This is a genomic window from Kitasatospora sp. NPDC048715 (assembly GCF_043198905.1).
Taxonomy (GTDB): domain Bacteria; phylum Actinomycetota; class Actinomycetes; order Streptomycetales; family Streptomycetaceae; genus Kitasatospora; species Kitasatospora lactacystinica.
The window spans coordinates 172723-194432 of sequence record NZ_JBICVH010000010.1; the positions used below are offsets into that span (position 1 = coordinate 172723).

Sequence of the window (21710 nt, forward strand, 5' to 3'; positions counted from 1 at the left end):
AAGCCCGGATCACTTCGGGGGCGCGCGGCGCTGGGTTACGCTGGGGCCATCATGCGCAACGGGCTGCTTCTTCTTAGCTGCCGCGTCGAGGGCCTGTAGTCCACCGGGCCGGCACCCTCGCCGCGGGGAACGAGCTGTGCGCGCGATCGGCGATCCAATGGTGTATCGCGAGCGGCAGCCGAGGCCGGCCAGTCGGTGTCGACCAGGTGTTGACCCCTCCCGACCCGCCCGCACCACGCATCACAGGAAGCCGAGTCACCTCCATGACCGAGCAGAACTCCGCCGCGTCCGTTCCCGCCGGCCGTCCCTTCGTCGACCGCCCCACCCCGATCACCGCCGCCTCGGTGCGCCAGCGGCCCTCGGGCATGCGTCACGGGCGCTACCTGCCGTTCGGCACCGTCGACCTGGCGGACCGCAGCTGGCCGGAGAAGGTGATCACCAAGGCGCCGCGCTGGCTCTCCACCGATCTGCGGGACGGCAACCAGGCGCTGATCGACCCGATGTCGCCGGCCCGCAAGCGCATGATGTTCGACCTGCTGGTGAAGATGGGCTACAAGGAGATCGAGGTCGGCTTCCCCTCCTCCGGGGCCACTGACCACGCCTTCGTGCGCTCGCTGATCGAGGAGGGGGCGATCCCCGAGGACGTCACCATCTCGGTGCTGACGCAGGCCCGCGAGGAGCTGATCGAGAAGACCGTGGAGTCGCTGGTCGGCGCCCCGCGGGCGACCGTCCACCTGTACAACGCGACCGCGCCGCTGTTCCGCCGGGTGGTGTTCCGCAACGACAGGGCGGCCACCAGGGCGATCGCCACCGAGGGCACCCGGCTGGTGATGGAGTACGCGGAGAAGCTGCTGGGCGACGACACCGTCTTCGGCTACCAGTACTCGCCGGAGATCTTCGTCGACACCGAGCTGGACTTCGCGCTGGAGGTCTGCGAGGCGGTCATGGACGTCTGGCAGCCGGGCGAGGGCCGCGAGATCATCCTGAACCTGCCCGCCACCGTCGAGCGGGCCACCCCGAACGTCCAGGCCGACCAGTTCGAGTGGATGTCGCGCCACCTGTCCCGCCGCGAGTTCGTCTGCCTGTCGGTGCACCCGCACAACGACCGCGGCACCGCCGTCGCCTCCGCCGAGCTGTCCTACATGGCGGGCGCCGACCGCATCGAGGGCTGCCTGTTCGGCCAGGGCGAGCGGACCGGCAACGTCGACCTGGTGACGCTGGGGATGAACCTGTTCTCGCAGGGCATCGACCCGCAGATCGACTTCTCCGACATCGACGAGGTGCGCCGCACCGCCGAGTACTGCAACCAGATGGAGGTGCACCCGCGCCACCCGTACGCCGGCGACCTGGTGTACACCTCCTTCTCCGGCTCGCACCAGGACGCCATCAAGAAGGGCTTCGACGTCCTGGAGGCGGACGCCAGGGCCGCGGGCGTACCGGTGCACGAGCACACCTGGGGCGTGCCGTACCTGCCGATCGACCCGAAGGACGTCGGCCGCACCTACGAGGCGGTCATCCGGGTCAACAGCCAGTCCGGCAAGGGCGGCGTGGCGTACGTGCTGAAGAACGACCACAAGCTGGACCTGCCGCGCCGGATGCAGATCGAGTTCTCCCGGATCATCCAGGCCAAGACCGACGCCGAGGGCGGCGAGGTCAGCCCGGCCGAGATCTGGCGGGTCTTCGAGGACGAGTACCTGCCGACCACCGACAACCCGTGGGGCCGGATCTCGCTGAGCGGTTCGCGCACCCTGACCACCGAGGACGGCCGGGACGCGCTGACCGCCGAGGCCCTGGTGGACGGCGTCCCGACCACCCTGACCGGTACCGGCAACGGCCCGGTCTCGGCCTTCGCCGACGCGCTGGCCCGGATCGGCGTGGACGTGCGCGTCCTGGACTACGCCGAGCACGCGCTGAGCGAGGGCGGCGACGCCCAGGCCGCCGCGTACGTGGAGTGCGCGGTGGACGGCAAGGTGCTGTGGGGCGTGGGCATCGACGGCAACACCGTGCTGGCCTCGCTGAAGGCCATGATCAGCGCCGTCAACCGCTCGCAGCGCGGCTAATTCGAACGGGTGGTGTGCGAAGGGCCGTCCCGCGGGGCGGCCCTTCGCCGTGCCGGCCCGGGGTTGTGTCCTGCGCCACATTTTTTCGAATCGGAAGCCGTTCGAGGTACTGACACGTGCCGGTAACCGTGGCAACATCGATCCACCGGAAAGCCGGGTCGGTGGGACGGCCTCGGTGTCCGGTCGCGTGACCTGCCCATTGTCGAGCAGGCCGCCTGCCATGTCTGGGGAGTGGCGCCGTGACCAGGTTGTGGGGTGTTCGCCCGCGGTGGCGGACTGACGTTCTCGGTGACTTCTTCTGCCCGGGTTGTGGCGGGGACCGCAACTACCGCCGGCAGCACGGCCGGCGGTGGCTGCGGTTGCTGGGGACCCCGGTGGTCCCGCTCGGTCCGGTGATCGGCAGTGTGCAGTGCACCAGCTGCCACGGCCGGTACGGCGTCGAGAGCCTGGAGCAGCCCACCAGCGTGCGCCTCGGCGCGATGCTGCGGGACGCCCAGTACACCATCGCGCTGGCCCTGCTCGCGGCCGGCGGCACCGCCCACCGGGCGGCCCGCGACGCGGCCTGCGCGGCGGTCCGCGAGGCCGGGTTCGAGGACTGCGGCGAGGCCCAGGTGCTGGCCGCGCTCGCCGCGCTCTCCGGGCTCGGCGGCGAACTCCACGACGCCCGGGGGATGTCCGGCGGACTGGCCGTCGAACTGCACGCGGTGCTCGAACCGCTCACCCCGCACCTGGCCCACCACGGCCGCGAGCGGCTGCTGCTGCAGGGCGCGGCGATCGCCCTGGCGGACGGGCGCTACCTGCCGCAGGAGCGCGACGCGCTCGCCGCGGTCGGGGGCTGCCTGGACCTGCCGAAGTCCCGGGTCGGGGCGCTGCTGGAGGCGGCGACCAGGACCCCGTACAAGTAGCGCCGCCCGCAGGCCCGCCCGAGGCGCTGCTCGCCGACCACCTCTCACCGCTCACGATCACCGCTCACGATCACTGCTCGCGATCACCGGCCACCACCACCGCCCGCCGAGCGCCGTCCGGACCTCCGGAACCCGCAGACCATCTCCGAATCCCCCACAACGGGCCTTGGACTCCCCACCCCGGGCCCGCCGTGACCCGCACCGCATGGCCTCCCCCACGGCCGCCGGTGCGGGCAACACGGCTGTCCGGCGCCGGGGGGCGGTGGGGGAGAATGGTCCCCATGAGTCTTTTCCGGGACGACGGCGTCGTGCTGCGGGCGCAGAAGCTCGGCGAGGCCGATCGGATCATCACCCTGCTGACCCGCAAGTACGGCAAGGTGCGGGCGGTGGCGCGCGGGGTGCGGAAGACCAAGTCCAAGTTCGGTGCCCGCCTGGAGCCGTTCTCGCACGTGGACGTGCAGTTCTTCAGCCGGGGGAGTGAGCTGATCGGCCGCGGATTGCCGCTCTGCACCCAGGTGGAGACCATCGCGCCGTACGGCGGCCCGATCGTCGCCGACTACGGCCGCTACACGGCCGGCACCGCGATGCTGGAGACCGCCGAGCGGTTCGCCGAGAACGAGGGCGAGCCGGCCGTCCAGCAGTACCTGCTGCTGGTCGGCGGGCTGCGCACGCTGGCGGCCGGGCTGCACGAGTCGCACCTGGTACTGGACGCCTTCCTGCTGCGCTCGCTCGCGGTGAACGGGTACGGCGCGAGCTTCACCGACTGCGCCAAATGCGGCCTGGAAGGGCCGAACCGTTTCTTCTCCCTCCCCGCGGGCGGGGTGCTCTGCGGGGACTGCCGAGTGCCCGGATGTGCCGTACCCTCCCCTGAGACACTGGTACTGCTCGGGGCGCTGCTGTCAGGGGACTGGCAGACGGCCGACGCCTGCGAGCCGCGGTACTGGCGGGAGGGCAGCGGCCTGGTCGCGGCCTATCTGCAGTGGCACCTGGAGCGGGGCATCCGCTCGATGAGATACGTGGAGAAGTGAGCACATGGCAGCGCGACGGCTCTTCGGCGGCGGCAAGCAGCGGACGTACGTCCCCCCGACCCCGCACCCCAGCGGCGCACAGCCCCCGAAGATCCCCGGCGAGCTGGTCCCCGAGCACGTCGCGATCGTGATGGACGGCAACGGCCGCTGGGCCAAGGAGCGCGGGCTGCCCCGCACCGAGGGCCACAAGGTCGGCGAGTCCGTGGTGCTGGACGTCCTCAAGGGCGCCATCGAGCTCGGCGTCAAGAACATCTCGCTGTACGCGTTCTCCACCGAGAACTGGAAGCGCTCGCCCGACGAGGTGAAGTTCCTGATGAACTTCAACCGGGACGTCATCGCCCGCCGCCGCGACGAGATGGACGCGATGGGCGTGCGGATCCGCTGGGCGGGCCGGATGCCCAAGCTGTGGAAGAGCGTCGTCCAGGAGCTCCAGGTCGCCGAGGAGCAGACCAAGGACAACGACGCCGTCACGCTCTACATGTGCGTCAACTACGGCGGCCGCGCCGAACTCGCCGACGCGGCTCAGGCGATCGCCCAGGACGTCGCGGCCGGGAAGCTCGACCCGAAGAAGGTCAACGAGAAGACCCTGGCCAAGTACATGTACCACCCGGACATGCCGGACGTGGACCTCTTCCTGCGCCCCAGCGGCGAGCAGCGCACCTCCAACTTCCTTCTCTGGCAGTCGGCTTACGCCGAGTTCGTGTTCCAGGACGTGCTCTGGCCGGACTTCGACCGCCGTGACCTGTGGCGCGCCTGCGAGCAGTACGCGATGCGCGACCGGCGCTTCGGCGGGGCGATCCCCAACGAGGTCGGCGCGCCGGTGCCGTCCCAGCGCTGACGGGCGTACGGTCCCGAGGGCCGTGCCGGACGCGACGGCCGCACCGGACGAAAAGGAGAGGACCCGCCGGGATCTGCCCGGCGGGTCCTCTCCTTCGTGTCGGCGGCTCAGGCCTTCTTGGCGCACTCCGCACAGGTCCCGAAGATCTCCAGGGTGTGCGCGATGTCGCTGAAGCCGTGCTCGGCGGCGACCGAGTTGGCCCAGCGCTCCACCGCGGGCCCCTCCACCTCGACGGTCGCGCCGCAGTGCCGGCAGACCAGGTGGTGGTGGTGCCCGCTGCTGCACCGGCGGTAGACCGCCTCGCCGTCGGCGGTGCGCAGCACGTCCACCTCACCGGCGTCCGCGAGCGACTGGAGCGTGCGGTAGACCGTGGTCAGACCGACGGAGTCCCCGCGGTGCTTGAGCAGGTCGTGGAGCTCCTGCGCGCTGCGGAAGTCCGCGATCTCGTCCAGGGCTGCCGAGACGGCGGCACGCTGCCGGGTCGAGCGGGCGCGCGGCGACGGGCCTGCGGTGGTCACCGTGGGTCCTCCTGGGGTCGTGGGCGTCTCGCACATCATTGTGCCAGCCCGGCCCGCCGCTCAGGGGTGGTCGTGCCGGACGGCCCGGAGACGGCCTGCCCCGGCAGTTCGACGTCGCACACCTTCGGTCCGTTCTCGCCCGTGCCGCGGTGGCGCCGCCGGGCCAGTGGCGCGGCGAGCAGGCTGAACACCGCGAAGACCGCGATGGCGAGCAGCACGATGGCCGGGCCGGAGGGCACGTCGAGCTGGTAGGAGCCCGTGACGCCGGCCAGCGAGACGACCACGCCGAGCGCGATCGAGGCGGCCTGGGTGGCGGCGAAGGAGCGGGTGAGCTGCTGGGCGGCGACCACCGGGACCACCATCAGCGCGCTGACCAGCAGCAGCCCGACCACCCGCATGGCGACCGTGACGGTGACCGCGGCCATCACCGCGAGCAGCAGGTTGAGGGTGCGCACCGGCACGCCGGTGACCCGGGCGAAGTCCTCGTCCTGGCAGATCGCGAAGAGCTGGCGGCGCAGGCCGACGGTGACCGCGATGACCACCGCGCCGAGCACCGCGATGGTGGCCAGGTCCGCGGGGGCGACGGTGAGGATCGAGCCCCACAGGTAGCTCTCCAGCGAGCCGGCCCCGGCCTGGGCGGACATCGAGACCAGCAGCTTGCCGCAGGCCATGCCGCCGTAGAAGAGCATCGCGAGGGCGATGTCGCCGCGCTGGTTGCCGCGCGAGCGGACCAGCTCCATGGTGACGGCGCCGAGCACGCAGACCAGCACGGCCATCCAGACCGGGCTGGTCTGGAAGATGAAGCCGAGGCCGACGCCGGTCATCGCGACGTGGCCCATGCCGTCGCCCATCAGGGCCTGGCGGCGCTGCACCAGGTAGATGCCGACGGCCGGGGCGGTGATCCCGACCAGGACGGCGGCGAGCAGGGCCCGCTGCATGAAGTCGTAGGACAGCATCTCGGTCATGCGAGCAGCCTCGGCGGGGTCAGGTCGGCGTGCGGGTGGACGTGGTCGTGGCCGGGCAGCGCGTGCAGGCCGGTGTTGGGCACGGGCGGGCCGTCGTGGGCGACGCAGCCGTCCCGCAGCACCACGGCGCGGTCGATCAGCGGTTCCAGCGGTCCGAGTTCGTGCAGCACGAGGAGGACGGAGGCGCCGCGGCCGACCTCGGTGCGCAGGGTGTCGGCGAGCACCTGCTGGCTGGCGGCGTCGACGCCGGCCATCGGCTCGTCCATGATCAGCAGGTCGGGGGAGCCGACCAGGGCGCGGGCGATCAGCACCCGCTGCTGCTGGCCGCCGGACAGGTCGGCCACGCCGTCCGAGGCCCGCTCCAGCATGCCGACGGCGGCCAGCGCGCGGTCCACCGCCTCGCGGTCCTTGCGGCGGAAGGGCAGCAGCCGGTGCTGCGGCAGCCGTCCGGTGGAGACCACCTCCCGCACGGTGGCGGGGACGCCGGAGGCGGCGGTGGTGCGCTGCGGGACGTACCCGATCCGGTGCCAGGCGCGGAAGGAGCGGAACGGGATGCCGAACAGCTCCAGGGTGCCGTGCTCCAGCGGGACGGAGCCGATCACGGCCTTGACGGTGGTCGACTTGCCGGAGCCGTTGGCGCCCAGCAGGGCGACGACCTCTCCGGGCCGGACGGTGAGGTCGACGCCGCGCAGCACCGGCCGGCCGCCGCGCGAGGCGACGGCGTCACGGAGGCGGACGGCCGGGGGTATCGGGTCGGTCATGGTGCTCGGTCCCGTCAGTTCGCGGGGGCGGGGGTGGCGGCGTCGGTCCCGGCGGGGGCGGCCGGGGCGGTGCCGGCCGGGGCGCCGAGGGCGGCCCGGAGGTTGGCCAGGTTCTGCTTCATCACGGTCAGGTAGTCGTCCTTGGACGGGTCCTTGACGCCCTCCAGCGGATCCAGGACGGCGGTCCTGAGGCCGAGGTCCTTGGCGACGGTCTCGGCGAGCTTGGGGCTGACCAGGGTCTCGAAGAAGACGGTGGAGACGCCGTTGTCCTTGGCGGCCTTCTGCACCGCGGCGAGGCGGGCCGGGGTGGGCTCGGACTCCGGGTCGACGCCGTTGATGGCGACCTGGGTGAGGCCGTAGTGGTCGGCGAGGTAGCCGAACGCGGCGTGGCTGGTGACGAAGGTACGGGTGCTGGCGTCCTTCAGCCCGTCCCGGAACTCCTGGTCGAGCGCGGTGAGCCTGGTGACCAGCTCGTCGGTGTTCTTCCGGTAGTCCTCGGCGTGGGCCGGGTCGGCCTTGGCGAACTCGTCGCCGACGCTCTTGGCGATCGCCGCGTAGCGGGTCGGGTCGAGCCAGATGTGCGGGTCGCCGGCCGGGTCCTCGTGCTTGTGGCCGTCGGTCCCGTGGCCGTCGCCGCCGTGGTCGGCGTCCCCGGTGTCCTCGTCGAGGTGGTGGTCGACCAGCGGGCTGGCGGCGGTGGCGTCGATCTTGTGCTTGCTGGACGACTGCGCGACGGCCTGGTCGACGGTGGGCTGGAGGCCCTTGAGGTAGATGATCGCGTCGGCCTTCTGGACCGTGCCGACCTGCTTGGCGGTGAGCTCCAGGTCGTGCGGCTCGACGCCGGCGGCGGTCAGGTCGGTGACCGCGACGTGCTCCTTGCCGATCTGCTGGGCCAGGTACTCCATCGGGTAGAAGGAGGCGACGACCTTCAGCTTGCCCGTGCCGCTGTCGGCGCTGCTGCTGCCTCCGCAGGCGGTGAGGACGAGGGTGGCGGCGAGGGCGGTGGTGCCGAGCGCCATGGAGCGGCGGGTCCGGCGAGACAGTCCGAGTCGAGGCAGTCCGATCATCATGACAATCATTCTCATCTCAAATGGAAATGATTGTCAAATCACTCGGGCGGGTGAACGGAAGGTGACGGAGGGTGGGGGCGGCCGGACGATACCGATTTGAATCACGTACCCGTATGGCCGGTAACCTGAGGTATTCGGGTACGCGCAACCAGCCGTGCCCTGACCGTGCCGTACGTACTGAAGAGAGCACTGTGGCCGCCGACAAGATCGACACGATCGTCAGCCTGAGCAAGCGCCGTGGCTTCGTCTACCCCTGCAGCGAGATCTACGGCGGCACGCGTGCCGCCTGGGACTACGGGCCGCTGGGTGTCGAGCTCAAGGAGAACATCAAGCGCCAGTGGTGGCGCGCGATGGTCCAGGCCCGTGAGGACGTCGTCGGACTCGACTCGTCGGTGATCCTCGCCCGCGAGGTGTGGGAGGCCTCCGGTCACGTCGCCACCTTCAACGACCCGCTGACCGAGTGCCTCTCCTGCCACAAGCGCCACCGGGCCGACCACCTGGAGGAGAAGTACGAGGCCAAGCACGGCTTCCCGCCGCCGAACGGTCTCCAGGACGTCAACTGCCCCGACTGCGGCACCAAGGGCCAGTTCACCGAGCCCAAGGACTTCTCGGGCATGCTGAAGACCCACCTCGGTGTCACCGAGGAGGCGAGCGGCCTGGCGTTCCTGCGCCCGGAGACCGCCCAGGGCATCTTCACCAACTTCAAGGCCGTCCAGACCACTTCGCGCAAGAAGCCGCCGTTCGGCATCGCCCAGACGGGCAAGAGCTTCCGCAACGAGATCACCCCCGGCAACTTCATCTTCCGCACCCGCGAGTTCGAGCAGATGGAGATGGAGTTCTTCGTCAAGCCGGGCGAGGACGAGCAGTGGCACGAGTACTGGCTCCAGCAGCGCTGGGACTGGTACGTCGGCCTCGGCCTGCGCACCGAGAACATGCGCTTCTTCGAGCACCCGAAGGAGAAGCTCTCCCACTACGCCAAGCGCACGGTGGACATCGAGTACCGCTTCAACTTCGGCGGCTCCGAGTTCTCCGAGCTGGAGGGCGTCGCCAACCGCACCGACTACGACCTGCGGGTGCACAGCGAGGCCTCCGGCCAGGACCTGAAGTACTTCGACCAGGAGTCCGGCGAGCGGTACTTCCCGTACGTCATCGAGCCGGCGGCCGGCCTCAACCGCGCCATGCTGGCCTTCCTGATCGACGCCTACTTCGAGGACGAGGCGCCGAACGCCAAGGGCGTCATGGAGAAGCGCGTCGGCATGCGGCTCGACCCGCGCCTGGCCCCGGTCAAGGTCGCCGTCCTGCCGCTGTCGCGCAACGCCGAGCTGTCCCCGAAGGCCCGCGGCCTGGCCGCCGACCTGCGCACCGCGTGGAACGTCGAGTTCGACGACGCCGGCGCCATCGGCAAGCGCTACCGCCGCCAGGACGAGATCGGCACGCCGTTCTGCGTCACCGTCGACTTCGACACCCTTGAGGACAACGCGGTGACCGTCCGCGACCGCGACACCATGTCGCAGGAGCGCGTCTCGCTGGACCAGGTCAAGGCGTACCTGGGCGCGCGGCTGATCGGCTGCTAGCAGCCTCCGGCACGGCCCGGGAGCCCTCGTCCGCCCTGGTGGGGCGGACGGGGGCTCCTTGCTGTCCGGGGCAGGGGGCCGCGTGCGGCCGCCGCTACCGCCGTCCCCAGCGCGAGCGCGGGGCCGTGGGCGGGCGGGTCGGGAGGCCGGCGGTGCGCAGGGCCGCGAGCGTGGTGCGGTGGCGGGCCTCGTCGGCTAGCAGCGCGGCCAGCAGCTGCGCGTAGAGCCCGGAACTGCCGGCGCCGTCCAGGGCGGCGGCCAGCCGGACCACCTCGGCGGGCGGGCGCAGGACGGCCAGTTCGCTCAGCAGGAGGGCGGCGAGCGCCGGCGGCAGCCCGGCCGCGAGGTCGGCGAGGTCGGCGGTGGAGCGGCCCGCGGCCTGCCGCAGCAGGGTCCTGACGTCGGCGGACCGGCCGTGCTGCTGGAGGCAGGCGGCCAGGGAGGTCAGCTCGGGCATCGGCGCGGACCCCCACTCCCAGAGCAGCGTCGCGCTGTCGGCGGCCAGCCCGGCCCGGTCCAGCGCGGAGAGCAGGCCGGGGACGGAGGCGGCCGGGTAGCCCCAGAAGGCGTGGAACACCTCGGCCGCCTCCTCGGCCAGGCCCAGTTCGCGCAACTCGGCGAGCACGGTGACGGAATGGTCGGGTGCGGACCGGGCGATGCTGCGGGCGAGGAGGAGCGAGCCGCCGGTCGGACCGTACCTGGCCAGCATGCCGACCAGCAGCGCGGCGTCGGAGGGGGTGAGACGGGCGGCGGCCGCGTCTATCACCCCGGTGGCCTCGGCGAGGGAGCCGGCCCGGTGGAGGGCGGTGATCCGCTCGGTGAGAGCGCCGAGGTCGGGGCGGGCGGGCGCCGGCGGCTGCTGCTGAGGTGGCTGCTGCTGTCGCGGTGGCTGCTGTGCGGGCCGCTGATGGGCCGGTGCCTGTTGGTGCGGCGGTGGCGGCGGTGGCTGCTGCCGCTGTCTGATCCGGCTCTCCAACGCCTCCAGCTGGTCGCTGAGTTGGAGGCAGCGGGCGCCCAGTCCCTCGCGGAGCGTGCGGGCCTGGGCGAGCTGGCGCAGCAGCTCCCCGTCCGGCCGCTGGCGGCCCGGGGTGGCCCCGATCGCCTCGTTCAGGCGCCGTTCACGTTGGCCCGCGTAGCGGCTCGCGCGGAGTAACTCGTCCAGTTCTGCGCGGAGTTCCTCGGCCTGTTGCTCGCCTTCCGGCCGCTGGCCTGCGGATTGTGCCGTCGGCCGCATGCGCATGATCGCCCCAACCTGTCCATCTGCACCCTGACTGTGTGACATCCTGGCGTCAGTATGTGGCGTGGGAGTTAAGAGTGCACGACCAGTCGTGTCCGAGTGGTGTCAAGGAGCGCGCAGACGGCGGTCGTTGCGAGGAGTGCGCCGGTCGCGCTCCGGAGGAGGGTCGCCTCGTAGTACGGGCCGGGAGCGAGCACCGCGACGGCGTATCCGACCAGCGCGCCCACGAGCGCGGGCGGCAGGAGGAGCAGCGCGTCCCGGCGGACCGCCGCCCCGATCACCAGGAGCCCGGCCAGGGCGGAGAGTTCGGGCGTGCCGAAGGACTGCGCGTAGCGGATCGACAGGGCGGGGACGAGGAACAGCGCCAGTGCCCGGCCGACCGTCCCGGAGAGCGCGGCGGTGTACGGGCCGGGCCGCCCGCGCGGAATCCGGCGCGGAAGGGTACGGGTGGCGACGAGCACCGCCAACGCGGCCGCGGCGGACGGGAGATGGTCCCCGAGCCGGGCGAGGTTGTAGAGCAGCGCGGTGTCGTACAGCACCAGCATCAGCTGGCCGTACGCCCACAGGTCGAGCGCGAAGCGGAACGGGCCGCGGGCGGGCTCGGCGTCCGCTTCGGGTTCGCGTCGGGCCAGCCGGGCGATCAGCGGCGGTGTGAGGCAGGCCGCGAGCACCCGCAGGACGAGGTCGTCCACGGTGTACGGGTTCCGCAGGTCCCACTCCACCGCGCAGAACGCCACCGTGTACGAGACGGCGGCGAGCGGGATCAACGGCGAGCGGGCCAGCCGGACGTACAGCGCGCGGTCCAGCCGCCGGACGACGGCGACGAACGCCAGCAGCACCAGCGGCAGTTCGAGGAACGCCTGCACCCGGAGCACCGACGGCGCCAGGAGCTCCGGGGCCGGGAAGCGGGCGGCGAGGAAGTCCAGGCGGGGCACGTCGAACCAGCCGGGCGGCAGGTGGCGGGCGATGAAGGAGACGTCCCCGTGGTGCACCCGGTTCACGTAGACCGCGACGAGCACCTGGTTGAGGTGGATCAGCACGACGACGGCCGCCAGCAGCGGCTCCGGCCCGTACGTCCCTTCTCGCCGCGGGGGCCGGGCCTTCCGCCGCAACACCCCCGGCGCCAGGAGCAGGGCGGCGGCGGCCGAGGCCACCACCGTCCCGTCCAGCAGCGCAGCGATCGCGCTCATGCGGCCAACCGCGCCCGCGCCTCCATCAGGGCGAAGCCGAGCAGGTTCAACCCGCGCCACTCGGCGGGCTGTTGGGCCCGGATGTCGTCGGCGGCGAGCCCGATGCCCCAGATCCGGTCCAGCGGGCTGGCCTCGACCAGCACCCGGTCGCCCGTGCCCAGGAGGTAGTCGCGCAGCGCCTCGTCCTGTCCGAACTTCGCGACGTTGCCCGCCACCACCAGCTCGAACCGGCCGGCCGTCCAGACCTTCTCGTCGAAGTCCTTGACCAGCCGCCCCAGCTTCTTCGCCTCGGCGGGGGTCCGGGCCGCGAGCACCCGCCGTGCGATCTCCTCGTCACCGAACATCCGGGCCTTGCCGGCCATCATCCAGTGCTCGGCGGAGGTGTAGGTGAGCCCGTCGACGGTGAACTCGCCGGGCCACCACTGGCTCAGGCACTCCTGTCGGGTGCCACCGCCCTTGCGCTCGGTGTGCCCCCAGAACATCACCCACTTCGGCCGCAGCCCGTCGGCCATCAGCGCGGTCAGCTCCTCGCGGCTGCGGACGGCGGCCAGGTCCCCCACGTGCATCTCGCTCATATCGTCAGTCTGACACAAAGGGGTGGTGGCCGCGAACCCGTTCGACCGCGGCGCTCCTCGCGGGATCCCCGCCGTCAGCCCCTGATCGCCAGCTCCAGGAAGCGCAGCCCGACCTCCGTCACCTCCTCCGCCGTCCACGCCTGCGCCGGCTCGCCGAGGCTGACCTCGGCCACGGCGAGGCCGGGGGCGGCGTCCTCCCAGTGCGGGACGAACCAGACGCCCTCCTGCTCGGCCAGGGCCAGGTGGGCGGCGTTCAGGGCCTCGGCCGGGTGCGGGAGCCAGAGTTGGTACTCGTGGGTGGGCGGCACCTCGGGATACAGGCGGGCGCCGGGGAGCGCGGCCAGGGCCGGGGTGAGGGTGGACGCGGCGTGGCGGATCAGGCCGGGGATGCGCGGCAGGGCGGTGTCCAGGCCGTGGAGGGCGGCGATGGCGGCCGGCCACTGCTGGGAGAGCTGGCCGCCGTAGCGGTGGCGCCAGGTGCGGGCGTAGGAGACGAGGGCGGCATCGCCGGCGAGGGCGGCCCCGCTGATCCCGCCGAGGTCCTTGTAGTAGGAGACGTAGACGCTGTCGGCGAGGGCGGCGATCTCGTCGAGCCGCTTGCCGAAGTGGGCCGTGGTGTTCCAGAGCCGGGCGCCGTCGAAGTGCACCCGGGCGCCGGCCTCGCGGGCGGCGGCGACGAGGGCGGTCAGCTCGTCCCAGTCGGGGAGCAGGTAGCCGGGGTCGCGCAGCGGGAGTTCGACCGTCAGGGTGCCGAACGGCTCGCCCAGCGCGGCGAGTTCGCCGGGCGTCGGCTGGCGCTGCTCGGTGGTGGGCCAGAGGCCGCGCAGGCCGGTGAGCTGGGTGTAGGCGTGCCGCTCGTGCCGCTCGATGTGGCTGAGCGGATGCAGGGCCACCGCCGTGTTGCCGGTGCGCTCGGCGTGGTGGCGCAGGGCCACCTGCTGGGCCATCGTCCCGGTGGGGAAGAAGACCGCGTCCTCCTTCCCGAGCAGTGCGGCGGTCCGTTCCTCCAGCTGCCGCACGGGCCCGTCGCTGCCGTAGAAGTCGTGGGGGACGTCCAGGCCGTCCAGGGCGGAGAGTTGGGCGAGGCGCTCGCGGATGCTGAGGACGCGGTCGCCGGAGAGGAAGCGCTTGCAGGTCATGCGGGCCGCGCGGCGCCGCTGGACCGCGCTCTGGTCATCGGTCATCCGACGATTGTCGAACTCGTGGCGCGGTCGGACCAACTGCTTTTCCCCAGGACGGGTCGGGCGCCGGAGAGGCGGTCCGGGCCGGGGCTATCGGGGCTGCCCGTCCGTGTCGTCCTCGTCGGGCCAACGGTCCTCCAGGTGGAGCCGGATGAGCGCGGCGTGGGAGAGCGGGCTGGTGGGGTCGGCGACGTCGCCGTTGGTGGTGTAGTCCAGGAGCACGACCTCGTCCTTCTCCCGGAGCCGCTCGACCAGATCGGCGACGCGGTGTTCGAGGACCCAGCGGTAGGCCGGGAGGTAGACGCGGCGGCGGGCCGTCTCGTAGGGCAGGAGCCGGTCGCCGTGCAGGCCGGTCCGGTGGCCCTGGACGGGGCCGTACCGGCGTACCGTCCGCTTGAGGCCCTTCATCGAGGTGACGCGCAGCTTCGCGGGGTCGACGTCGGCGTCCCGGAAGACCTTGAGGGCCTGCCAGACGCCTTCCACGGACTCGCTGGTCACGCCGTCGCTCCAGGGGACCGGGATGCCGCCGTGCGGATGGAACGGGCTCAGCCGGACCCACGGGTCCGGCGCCCTGGAGGTGACGTCGATGATCTCCGCGCCGGGGAAGGCGGCGGTCAGCGAGGCCGTCGTGCGGCGGCGGCTCGCGACGTGGATCGGCATCGGTGGTTCCCTCCGGTCGGTGACGTGATCCGCCGAGCTTTCCCGATGCCACTGACACTCGCCCTGTTGGGTTGAACGTGCGTGCATGTCGGCCGGGAGGGGAGACCACGGCGGTGCCTGCGAGTGCCCGGGGGCTCGTCGGAGTGGCGATCTCGGTGTTCACCCTGCCGGTGGTGCTCTTGCTCAGCGCGGACCGTAGTAGGCCGTGATCGGGGCCCGGGCCTCGTCGGGCAGGGCCGGGCCGTCCGTCGGTACCGGCCTCCAGGCGCCCGAGTCGGGGTTGAGCTCGACGAGTTGCGCCGTGGAGAGCGCGTACACGACCCGGCCGAGGCCGGAGCGGAGGATGCCTCCTTCGCACATGCCGCAGGGCTGGCAGCTGGTGTACATCGTGGTGCGCGCGGCGGTGCCGGGGGCCAGTTCGCGGGCGGCCCAGCGGGCGAGCTTCAGTTCGGGGTGGGCCGTGATGTCGTCGTCGCGCCGTACGGTGTTGTGGGCCTCGGCGAGGATCCCGCCGTCCGGGCCGGCGAGCAGGGAGCCGTAGGGGGCGTCGCCCAGGGTGATCGCGTGGGCGGCGATGGCGAGGGCGCGGCGGAGCAGGGCCCGGTCGGCGTCGGTGATCACACGGCCCTCCACCGGGTGGCCACGGTGGTGAGGTCCTGCCAGGCCCGCTGCGGGCGACGGGTTTCCTCCGGATCGCCGTGGTAGGGGTCGAGGACGACGGTCTCCGCGCCGAGATCGCGCAGGTGGCGGAGGTCGTCGAGGATCTGGTCGACGGTGCCGACGCCGGCGGGCCGCTCGGGGTCGTCGACCGGCGTGCCGGTCGGCCGCAGGGCGATGCGGGGCGCGAACCCCGGCATCGGGTGCTCGGCCAGGATCGACCGCATCCGGGCGAGGGACAGCCGCAGCGGGTGCCAGGCGTCGCCGAACCGGCGTGCCCGCCGGAGCGCGGCCTCGCTGTGGCCGCCGACCCAGACCGGTACCGACCGGCGGTCGGGCTCCTCGGCCCGGGCGTCGCGCAGGGTGCCCAGGTACTCGTCGGTCAGTCTGCCGCGCTCGCCGAACGGCACGCCGAGGGCGGCGAACTCCCGGCGGGCCCAGCCGACTCCCACGCCGAGGACGAACCGGCCGCCGCTGAGCCGGTCGAGGGTGTCCGTCATCCGCGCCACCAGCAGCGGGTTCCGGTAGGGCAGGATCAGCACGGTCGTGCCCAGCCGCAGGTTCGGGGCGACTCCGGCGAGCCAGGACAGCGTGGTGAAGGGCTCGTAGAAGGGTTCCGGGTACCGCTCGGCGACGTCCGGGGTCACCGCCACGTGGTCCGACACCATGAGGAGGTCGAAGCCGAGGCCCTCCGCGGTCCGGGCCCACTCGCGCAGCACGCCGGGGTCGGTTCCCGGGCCGAAGTTCGGTACGTTGACGCCAAGTTGCATGCTTCGAGGCTATCCCCGCGATCATGGCGGACGGAACGGGGTTCTCCCGCTGTGACCGGCGGATCGCCGTGGTTCTCCCGGTAGATTCGCGTCATGGCCGTGAATCTTGACGACACCGACTGGGCGATCATCGAGCAGCTGCAACGGGAGGCCCGCATCTCGCTCAGCGAGCTGGGACGGCGGGTGTCGCTGAGCGCGTCGGCGACCACCGAACGGGTGCGGAACCTGGAGTCGCTGGGCGTCATCACCGGCTACCGCGCGACGGTGGACCTGGCGAAGGTCGGCTACCCGGTGCTCGCCGTCGTCCGGCTGAAGTACCCGGGCAACCGGCACGAGCCGCTGCGGCGGCTGCTCGACGAGCGGCGGGAGATCCTGGAGTGCCTGCGCACCACCGGCGACGACTGCTACACCCTGAAGGTGGCGGCGACGTCCATGGAACACCTGGAAACCCTGGTGGACGAACTGGCCGGCTTCGGCAGCACCACCACGAGCGTCGTCTACAGCCGGACACTGCCCCTGCGGGGACCCGGCCGGCCCTGACGCCTGCGGAGGTGCTCCCTCGATCGGGGGAGGCCGGCCGTCCGCCGCGCGGCCAGACTGGCGATCGTGACCGGGAGCTGTTCCCGATCCCCACGATCCCACAGGAGTTGACCCGTGCGTCCTTCGCGTGTCCGCCACATGGCACTCGCCCTCGCCCTCTCGACCGCCGCGGCCGTCGGGGCGCTGACACCGCCCGCGGCGTCGGCCGCGTCCGCCGCTGCCCCGCCGGACGTCGTGCAGCAGGGCCTGAACGCGCTGGTGCGGACGGACGGGGTGCCCGCCGCGCTCGCGACCGTCCGGGACGGGCGGGGCCGGACCCGCGACTACACGGCAGGGGTGGGGGACCTGGCCACCGGCGCGAAGGTCCCCGTCGGCGGGCAGGTGCGGATCGGCAGCAACACCAAGACCTTCACCGCCGTCGCCGTGCTCCAGCTGGTGGGGGAGGGGAAGGTCGACCTCGACGCCTTCGTCGACACCTACCTCCCCGGCCTGGTCCGCGGCGAGGGCGGGGACGGGCGCGGCATCACCGTCCGGCAGCTCCTCCAGCACACCAGCGGCCTGCCCGACTACGAGGGGCTGCTGGACGAAGCCTCCCTCCGGCACCGGTACTTCGAGCCCCGCGAGCTGCTGGACCTCGCCCTCGGGCAGAAGTCCGTCTCCGCGCCCGGGGAGAAGTTCGGCTACAGCAGCACCAACTACGTGCTGGCCGGCCTGATCGTCCAGCGGGTGACCGGCCGGCCGCTCGCCGAGGAGATCGACCGGCGGATCGTCCGGCGCATCGGGCTGCGGCACACCTACTTCCCGGCCGCCGGCGACCGGACCATCCGGGAAGCCCACCCCAAGGGGTACCGCAAGGACTCCGCCGACGGGCCGCTGACCGACTTCACCGAGCTGGACCCGTCGGCGGGCTGGGCGGCCGGGCAGATGATCTCCACCAACGCGGACCTCGACCGCTTCTTCACCGAACTGCTGGTCCCGGACCGCCTGCTGCCCGCCGCCCAGCTCGCCCAGATGCGCGCCACCGTCCCGGTCGGGGACAGCGGCATGGGCTCCGGGCTGGGCGTCTTCAGCCGGCCGCTCTCCTGCGGCGGGGTCTACTGGGGGCACGGCGGCGACATTCCGGGCTACGAGACCCGGGGCGGCGCCACCGACGACGGGCGCGCCGTGAACATCGCGGTGACCACCGTTCCGGCCGACTACGCCGTCACCCGGCACCTGGAGGACGTGGTGGACGCCGCCCTGTGCCGCTGAGCCGGCCGCCGGGCCGCGAGCCGTCAGGAGCGGTAGTGGTTCCCCTCGTCGCCGATCACGCCGGTGCCGTGGTGGACCGAGATGCTGGAGTACGTCGCCCGCATGCGCGTGGCCTGGGCGGTCCGCTGCTGTTCGATCAGCAGGCCCTCGGCGTCGTCGAACTGGTGCCGGCGAGCGCGTTCCCGGAGCACCAGGTAGAGCGTGGCACCGACGACCGTGCCGACGAGCACGAGCAGGAACACCAGGACGAGAGCCATGACGTCATCTTCCCCCGGTTCGAGTGCGTCTGACTTTTATCTCATGGGCGTTCGGCGGTCGCACTCGAATCGTCCGAAGTCGCCGTACGGCTGTGCGGAACACCGGGCGCGGGCGGCGCGGGGGCGGCGATCGGCCGACCGCTCCGGGTGATCGCGACGCGCTCGCCGGCCCCGCGGGCCGGGGTTCAGCCGATGGAGCGGGGGAGGCGGGTGGTCAGGTGGAGGATGGTGAAGGAGCCGAGGAGCTGGATGCCCAGGCACAGGGCGAGGGCGCGGTCCATGCCGAGGACGGGGGAGAGGGAGAGGTAGAGGGTGCCGAGGGTGGCGACGCCGAGGGCGAGGCTGGACTGCTGCCCGGTGGCGAGGACGCCGCTGCCGACGCCGGCCCGGGCGGCGGGCACCTTGGAGAGGACGACCCGGAACAGCGGGGTGCCGATCAAGCCCTGCCCGATGCCGGCGAGGGCGACGCCCGGGGCCATCCGCAGTGGCGAGAAGTGCGACCAGTCGGCCAGGACGGTCAGGGCGAGGGTGGCGAGGCCGGTGGCCTGGACGACGGCGCCGGCGCTGAGCACCCGGCTGCCCCAGCGGCCGATCAGCCGCGGGCCGGCCAGCGAGGCGCAGAAGTAGCCGACGGCCATCGGGACGAGCGCCCAGCCGGCCGCGACCGGGCCGAGCCCGAGGCCCTGCTGGAGGGCGACCGCGATGACGAACATGAAGCCGCCGAAGCCCGCGAAGTAGGGGAGCGCGATGCCGAGGCCGCGCCGCATCTCCGGGATGCGCAGCAGGGACGGCGGCACCAGCGGGGTGTCCCCGCGCCGCTCGGCGCGGCGTTCGACGGTGCCGAAGGCGACGGCGAGGACGGGGAACAGGGCCAGCAGCACCCAGGACCAGAGCGGCCAGCCGGCGGCACGGCCCTCCATCAGCGGGATGAGCAGGGAGAGCAGCGTGGCGGTGAGCAGGACGGTGCCGGGGACGTCGACCCGGGCGGCCGTGGCGGCCCTGTTCTCCGGGACGTAGCGGACCGCGAGCACCACGGCGAGCAGGGCGAACGGCACGTTCAGCAGGAACACCGAGCGCCAGCCGGTGCCGAACAGGTCGGCGGCGACCAGCATGCCGCCGAGCACCTGCCCGATCACCACCGAGATCCCGCCGACCGCGCCGTAGACGCTGAGCGCGCGGCCGCGCCGGGCGCCCTCGGTGGCGGCGGTGATGGTGCCGAGCACCTGCGGGATCAGCAGTGCGGCCGAGGCGCCCTGGGCGGCCCGGGCGGCGACCAGGGACCACGCGCCGGGGGCGAGGCCGCAGGCCAGTGAGGTGAGGGCGAAGGCGACGGCGCCGACGACGAAGAGCCGGCGGCGGCCGTAGTTGTCGCCGAGGCGTCCGCCGAGGACGAGCAGCACGGCGAAGGCGATGCCGTAGCCGGCGGCGACCAGTTCGAGGACGGCGGGCCCGGCGGCCAGGTCGTGGTCGATGGTGGGCAGGGCGACGTTGACGATGAAGAAGTCGAGCATCGGCAGGAAGGCGCCGAGCAGGACGGTGACCAGCCCGGCGGTGCCGAGGGTGGCGGCGGGGCCGGTGGGAGCGGTGGCGGGGCCGGCCGGTCCCGGGGCGGAGGTACGGGCGGCTGCGGTGCCGGGGGTGGTGGCGGTGCGGCTCGATGCGGGGGCGGCGGCGAGTTGTCGGGTCACGGGTCCTACGATCCGCCGGGTCGTACCCTGGTACCAGAGTGTGGTTATCCGGGTATAAGAAGTACCTGGCAACAGGTTGACGGCTGTCGCATGCTGGGGAGCATGAGCCTCGCCACACCTCCCGCGCAAGCCCGTACCGGTTCGGCCGGTCCGCGCCCGGCCACTCCCGACGAAGCCCGCCGGCACGAGCTGGCCGCGTTCCTGCGCAGCCGCCGCGAGCGCCTGACGCCCGAGCAGGTGGGCCTGCCGATGACCGGGCGCCGCAGGACGCCGGGGCTGCGCCGGGAGGAGGTCGCGCAGCTCGCCGCGGTCGGGGTGACCTGGTACACGTGGTTGGAGCAGGGGCGGGACATCCAGGTGTCCGCCCAGGTGCTGGACTCGGTGGCCCGGGCGCTGCTGCTGGACCCGAGCGAGCGGGCCCACCTGTTCACCCTGGCCGGCACGGACGACCCGGTGCCGGTGCGGGAGTGCCCCTCGGTGACCCCGAGCGTGCGGCTGCTGCTGGAGCGGCTGGCGCCGTACCCGGCGGTGGTGCTCAACTCCCGCTACGACGTGCTGGCGCACAACGCCCAGTACACCGCGATCGTCGGTGACCTCGACCGGCTGGCTCCGGAGGACCGGAACCTGATGTGGATGGCGTTCACGCCCTCGCAGTTCCGCGACGTGCTGATCGACTACCGCACCGAGCGCCTCGGCATGGTGGCCCGGTTCCGCTCGGCGATGGCCGACCACAGCTCGGAGCCGGCCTGGAAGGCGCTGGTGGCCCGGGTGCTCAAGGCCTCGCCGGACTTCGCGGAGCTCTGGCAGCGGCACGACGTGATGCGGCCGGGCAACGGGATCAAGCGGTTCCAGGTGCCCGGGGTCGGGCTGTTGCGCTGCGAGTACACCAACTTCTGGCTCAGTCCGCAGCTGGGGACACGGATGATCACGTACACCCCGCTGGACGACGGGACCCGCGCGCTGATGGACGAGCTGCCGACGCCCTAGGCGGTCCGCAGCGCCGCGTCCCGGCCGAGCCACAGGCACACCACGGCGAGCGGCAGTTCGATGCAGGTGGCCATGACCAGCGCGGCGAGCACCGGGAGGCCCGGCCCGGCGCAGGCGATGTCGGCCAGGGCGTCCCCGGCGAGCAGCAGGGCCACCGCCGCGCCGGCCCAGAGCGCGGCGGGGCTGCGCCGGCGCAGCAGCGCGTCCAGCGAGAGCAGGGCGGCGAACTCGGTGAGGTCGAGCACGACCCAGGGGGTCTCGTGGCAGACGGCGAGGACCGCCAGCCAGGGCAGCAGCGCGACCGCGGCCATGACCGGGAGCCGGCCGAGGCGCGCGGGCGGGGCGTACGAGGAGGTGGGGCGGACGGAGAGGACGGCGGTACTCATGCGATGCCCCGCACCCGCTCCAGCGGCAGCCGCTCGGCCGTCCCGCCCGCCGAGTGCTCGACCCGCACCGCGTCGAACGGGCCCTCGGCCCAGGCGATCCAGAACCGGTCGGCCACCACGGCCACCTCGGCCGTCGACCGCGCCCGGCGGAACGGCCGCCGCCCGGTGAACACCACCGCGGGCGCGGCGCCGTCGGCCGCCAGCCGGCCCCAGGCCAGCACGTGCCGGTTCCGCCCGGTGGACGGGCAGTGCCGGGCCCCGCGCAGCAGGTGCGGGGTGAGCCGGGCGGCGACCAGGACGTCGGTCAACTCCCCGTACTGGTACAGCTCCAGCGCGGCCCGGCCGCGGCCGGACCCGGCGCTGCGGACCGACCAGGGCCCGGCCCCGGCCGGCAGCGCCCCCTCCGGGGCTGCGGAGGCACCTCCGGGGCCGGGCCGCCCGTTCGGCGCAGTGGCGGAGTGCGATGCGGTGCTCGTCATGACCTCAAGCTTTCCGCCGGGACCCCGGTCCTGTCGGTGGTGCTCCACACCGAATCGGGGGTGTATCCAGCTACACCCCCCACCCGGAACCCCCCTTCATGGCGGCCCGTGATCACCGGGCCCTACGCTGTTC

General features: G+C 72.8%; 23 protein-coding genes. 8 read left to right on the forward strand and 15 right to left on the reverse strand.

Annotated features, from left to right (window positions below):
- Window positions 1–263 precede the first annotated feature (263 nt).
- From leuA to ACGFSC_RS20275, 4 genes are all read left to right on the forward strand, one after another.
- Window positions 264–2060 carry a 2-isopropylmalate synthase gene (gene leuA, locus ACGFSC_RS20260; protein WP_359903005.1) on the forward strand — a complete coding sequence of 599 codons (1797 nt, stop codon included), beginning with the start codon at window positions 264–266 and terminating at the stop codon, window positions 2058–2060.
- Between the two features lie 359 nt (window positions 2061–2419).
- A complete protein-coding gene (locus tag ACGFSC_RS20265; protein ID WP_359903002.1) occupies window positions 2420–2965 on the forward strand; it encodes a TerB family tellurite resistance protein in 546 nt (181 codons plus the stop codon).
- A gap of 281 nt (window positions 2966–3246) precedes the next feature.
- A complete protein-coding gene (gene recO / locus ACGFSC_RS20270; RefSeq protein WP_359903000.1) occupies window positions 3247–3993 on the forward strand; it encodes a DNA repair protein RecO in 747 nt (248 codons plus the stop codon).
- A 4-nt stretch (window positions 3994–3997) separates the two neighbouring features.
- A complete protein-coding gene (locus ACGFSC_RS20275; RefSeq protein WP_359902997.1) occupies window positions 3998–4831 on the forward strand; it encodes an isoprenyl transferase in 834 nt (277 codons plus the stop codon).
- Window positions 4832–4938: 107 nt separating this feature from the next.
- Here the strand turns inward: ACGFSC_RS20275 and ACGFSC_RS20280 are convergent, their stop codons facing one another.
- Genes ACGFSC_RS20280 through ACGFSC_RS20295 form a run of 4 tightly spaced genes read right to left on the reverse strand, consistent with a single transcriptional unit; the run spans window position 4939 to window position 8145 of the window.
- Window positions 4939–5349: a Fur family transcriptional regulator gene (locus ACGFSC_RS20280; protein WP_189918013.1), complete on the reverse strand. Its 411-nt coding sequence runs from the start codon at window positions 5347–5349 to the stop codon at window positions 4939–4941.
- A gap of 35 nt (window positions 5350–5384) precedes the next feature.
- Window positions 5385–6314 (reverse strand): metal ABC transporter permease, encoded by a 930-nt coding sequence (locus tag ACGFSC_RS20285; RefSeq protein ID WP_359902994.1) that lies wholly within the window; start codon window positions 6312–6314, stop codon window positions 5385–5387.
- Window positions 6311–7075 carry a metal ABC transporter ATP-binding protein gene (locus ACGFSC_RS20290; protein ID WP_359902991.1) on the reverse strand — a complete coding sequence of 255 codons (765 nt, stop codon included), beginning with the start codon at window positions 7073–7075 and terminating at the stop codon, window positions 6311–6313. Before ACGFSC_RS20290 ends, ACGFSC_RS20285 begins: the two co-directional genes overlap by 4 nt.
- A gap of 14 nt (window positions 7076–7089) precedes the next feature.
- Window positions 7090–8145, reverse strand: coding sequence for a metal ABC transporter substrate-binding protein (locus tag ACGFSC_RS20295; RefSeq protein ID WP_380630669.1), 1056 nt, complete (start codon window positions 8143–8145; stop codon window positions 7090–7092).
- A gap of 191 nt (window positions 8146–8336) precedes the next feature.
- Here ACGFSC_RS20295 and ACGFSC_RS20300 point away from each other — a divergent pair, with 191 nt between their 5' ends.
- On the forward strand, window positions 8337–9719 hold the full coding sequence (locus tag ACGFSC_RS20300; RefSeq protein WP_359902988.1) for a glycine--tRNA ligase: 1383 nt from the start codon (window positions 8337–8339) through the stop codon (window positions 9717–9719).
- Between the two features lie 94 nt (window positions 9720–9813).
- On the opposite strand, the gene ACGFSC_RS20305 is transcribed toward ACGFSC_RS20300, so the two are convergent.
- The 7 genes from ACGFSC_RS20305 to ACGFSC_RS20335 all read right to left on the reverse strand — a co-directional run bounded on the left by ACGFSC_RS20305 (window position 9814) and on the right by ACGFSC_RS20335 (window position 15989).
- Window positions 9814–10959: a hypothetical protein gene (locus ACGFSC_RS20305; RefSeq protein WP_359902985.1), complete on the reverse strand. Its 1146-nt coding sequence runs from the start codon at window positions 10957–10959 to the stop codon at window positions 9814–9816.
- Between the two features lie 68 nt (window positions 10960–11027).
- A complete protein-coding gene (locus ACGFSC_RS20310; RefSeq protein ID WP_359902982.1) occupies window positions 11028–12146 on the reverse strand; it encodes a hypothetical protein in 1119 nt (372 codons plus the stop codon).
- Window positions 12143–12721, reverse strand: coding sequence for an NADAR family protein (locus ACGFSC_RS20315; RefSeq protein WP_380348000.1), 579 nt, complete (start codon window positions 12719–12721; stop codon window positions 12143–12145). Before ACGFSC_RS20315 ends, ACGFSC_RS20310 begins: the two co-directional genes overlap by 4 nt.
- A gap of 74 nt (window positions 12722–12795) precedes the next feature.
- Window positions 12796–13905 (reverse strand): beta-eliminating lyase-related protein, encoded by a 1110-nt coding sequence (locus tag ACGFSC_RS20320; RefSeq protein ID WP_359902979.1) that lies wholly within the window; start codon window positions 13903–13905, stop codon window positions 12796–12798.
- Window positions 13906–13992: 87 nt separating this feature from the next.
- Entirely contained in the window at window positions 13993–14562 is a 570-nt protein-coding gene (locus ACGFSC_RS20325) for a DUF6939 family protein (RefSeq protein ID WP_359902977.1), read from the reverse strand.
- A gap of 183 nt (window positions 14563–14745) precedes the next feature.
- Window positions 14746–15183: a nucleoside deaminase gene (locus ACGFSC_RS20330; protein ID WP_359902974.1), complete on the reverse strand. Its 438-nt coding sequence runs from the start codon at window positions 15181–15183 to the stop codon at window positions 14746–14748.
- Window positions 15180–15989, reverse strand: coding sequence for an LLM class flavin-dependent oxidoreductase (locus ACGFSC_RS20335; protein WP_359902971.1), 810 nt, complete (start codon window positions 15987–15989; stop codon window positions 15180–15182). Before ACGFSC_RS20335 ends, ACGFSC_RS20330 begins: the two co-directional genes overlap by 4 nt.
- 93 nt (window positions 15990–16082) lie before the next feature.
- On the opposite strand from ACGFSC_RS20335, the gene ACGFSC_RS20340 reads away from it, so the two are divergent.
- A complete protein-coding gene (locus tag ACGFSC_RS20340; protein ID WP_359902968.1) occupies window positions 16083–16529 on the forward strand; it encodes an Lrp/AsnC family transcriptional regulator in 447 nt (148 codons plus the stop codon).
- A gap of 138 nt (window positions 16530–16667) precedes the next feature.
- Window positions 16668–17780, forward strand: coding sequence for a serine hydrolase domain-containing protein (locus tag ACGFSC_RS20345; protein WP_359903092.1), 1113 nt, complete (start codon window positions 16668–16670; stop codon window positions 17778–17780).
- Between the two features lie 23 nt (window positions 17781–17803).
- Here ACGFSC_RS20345 and ACGFSC_RS20350 read toward each other — a convergent pair whose 3' ends face one another.
- A complete protein-coding gene (locus tag ACGFSC_RS20350; RefSeq protein WP_359902966.1) occupies window positions 17804–18037 on the reverse strand; it encodes a hypothetical protein in 234 nt (77 codons plus the stop codon).
- Window positions 18038–18222: 185 nt separating this feature from the next.
- Window positions 18223–19725: an MFS transporter gene (locus ACGFSC_RS20355; RefSeq protein WP_359902963.1), complete on the reverse strand. Its 1503-nt coding sequence runs from the start codon at window positions 19723–19725 to the stop codon at window positions 18223–18225.
- A 102-nt stretch (window positions 19726–19827) separates the two neighbouring features.
- Between ACGFSC_RS20355 and ACGFSC_RS20360 the strand changes: the two genes are divergently transcribed.
- Entirely contained in the window at window positions 19828–20712 is an 885-nt protein-coding gene (locus ACGFSC_RS20360) for a helix-turn-helix transcriptional regulator (RefSeq protein WP_359902961.1), read from the forward strand.
- Here the strand turns inward: ACGFSC_RS20360 and ACGFSC_RS20365 are convergent.
- Together ACGFSC_RS20365 and ACGFSC_RS20370 are read right to left on the reverse strand one after the other, a co-directional pair.
- Window positions 20709–21098, reverse strand: a complete 390-nt coding sequence (locus ACGFSC_RS20365) for a hypothetical protein (protein WP_359902959.1) — start codon at window positions 21096–21098, stop codon at window positions 20709–20711. The genes ACGFSC_RS20360 and ACGFSC_RS20365 overlap by 4 nt on opposite strands.
- Entirely contained in the window at window positions 21095–21577 is a 483-nt protein-coding gene (locus tag ACGFSC_RS20370; protein WP_359902956.1) for a hypothetical protein, read from the reverse strand. The genes ACGFSC_RS20365 and ACGFSC_RS20370 overlap by 4 nt, the downstream gene beginning before the upstream one ends.
- Window positions 21578–21710: the final 133 nt, after the last annotated feature.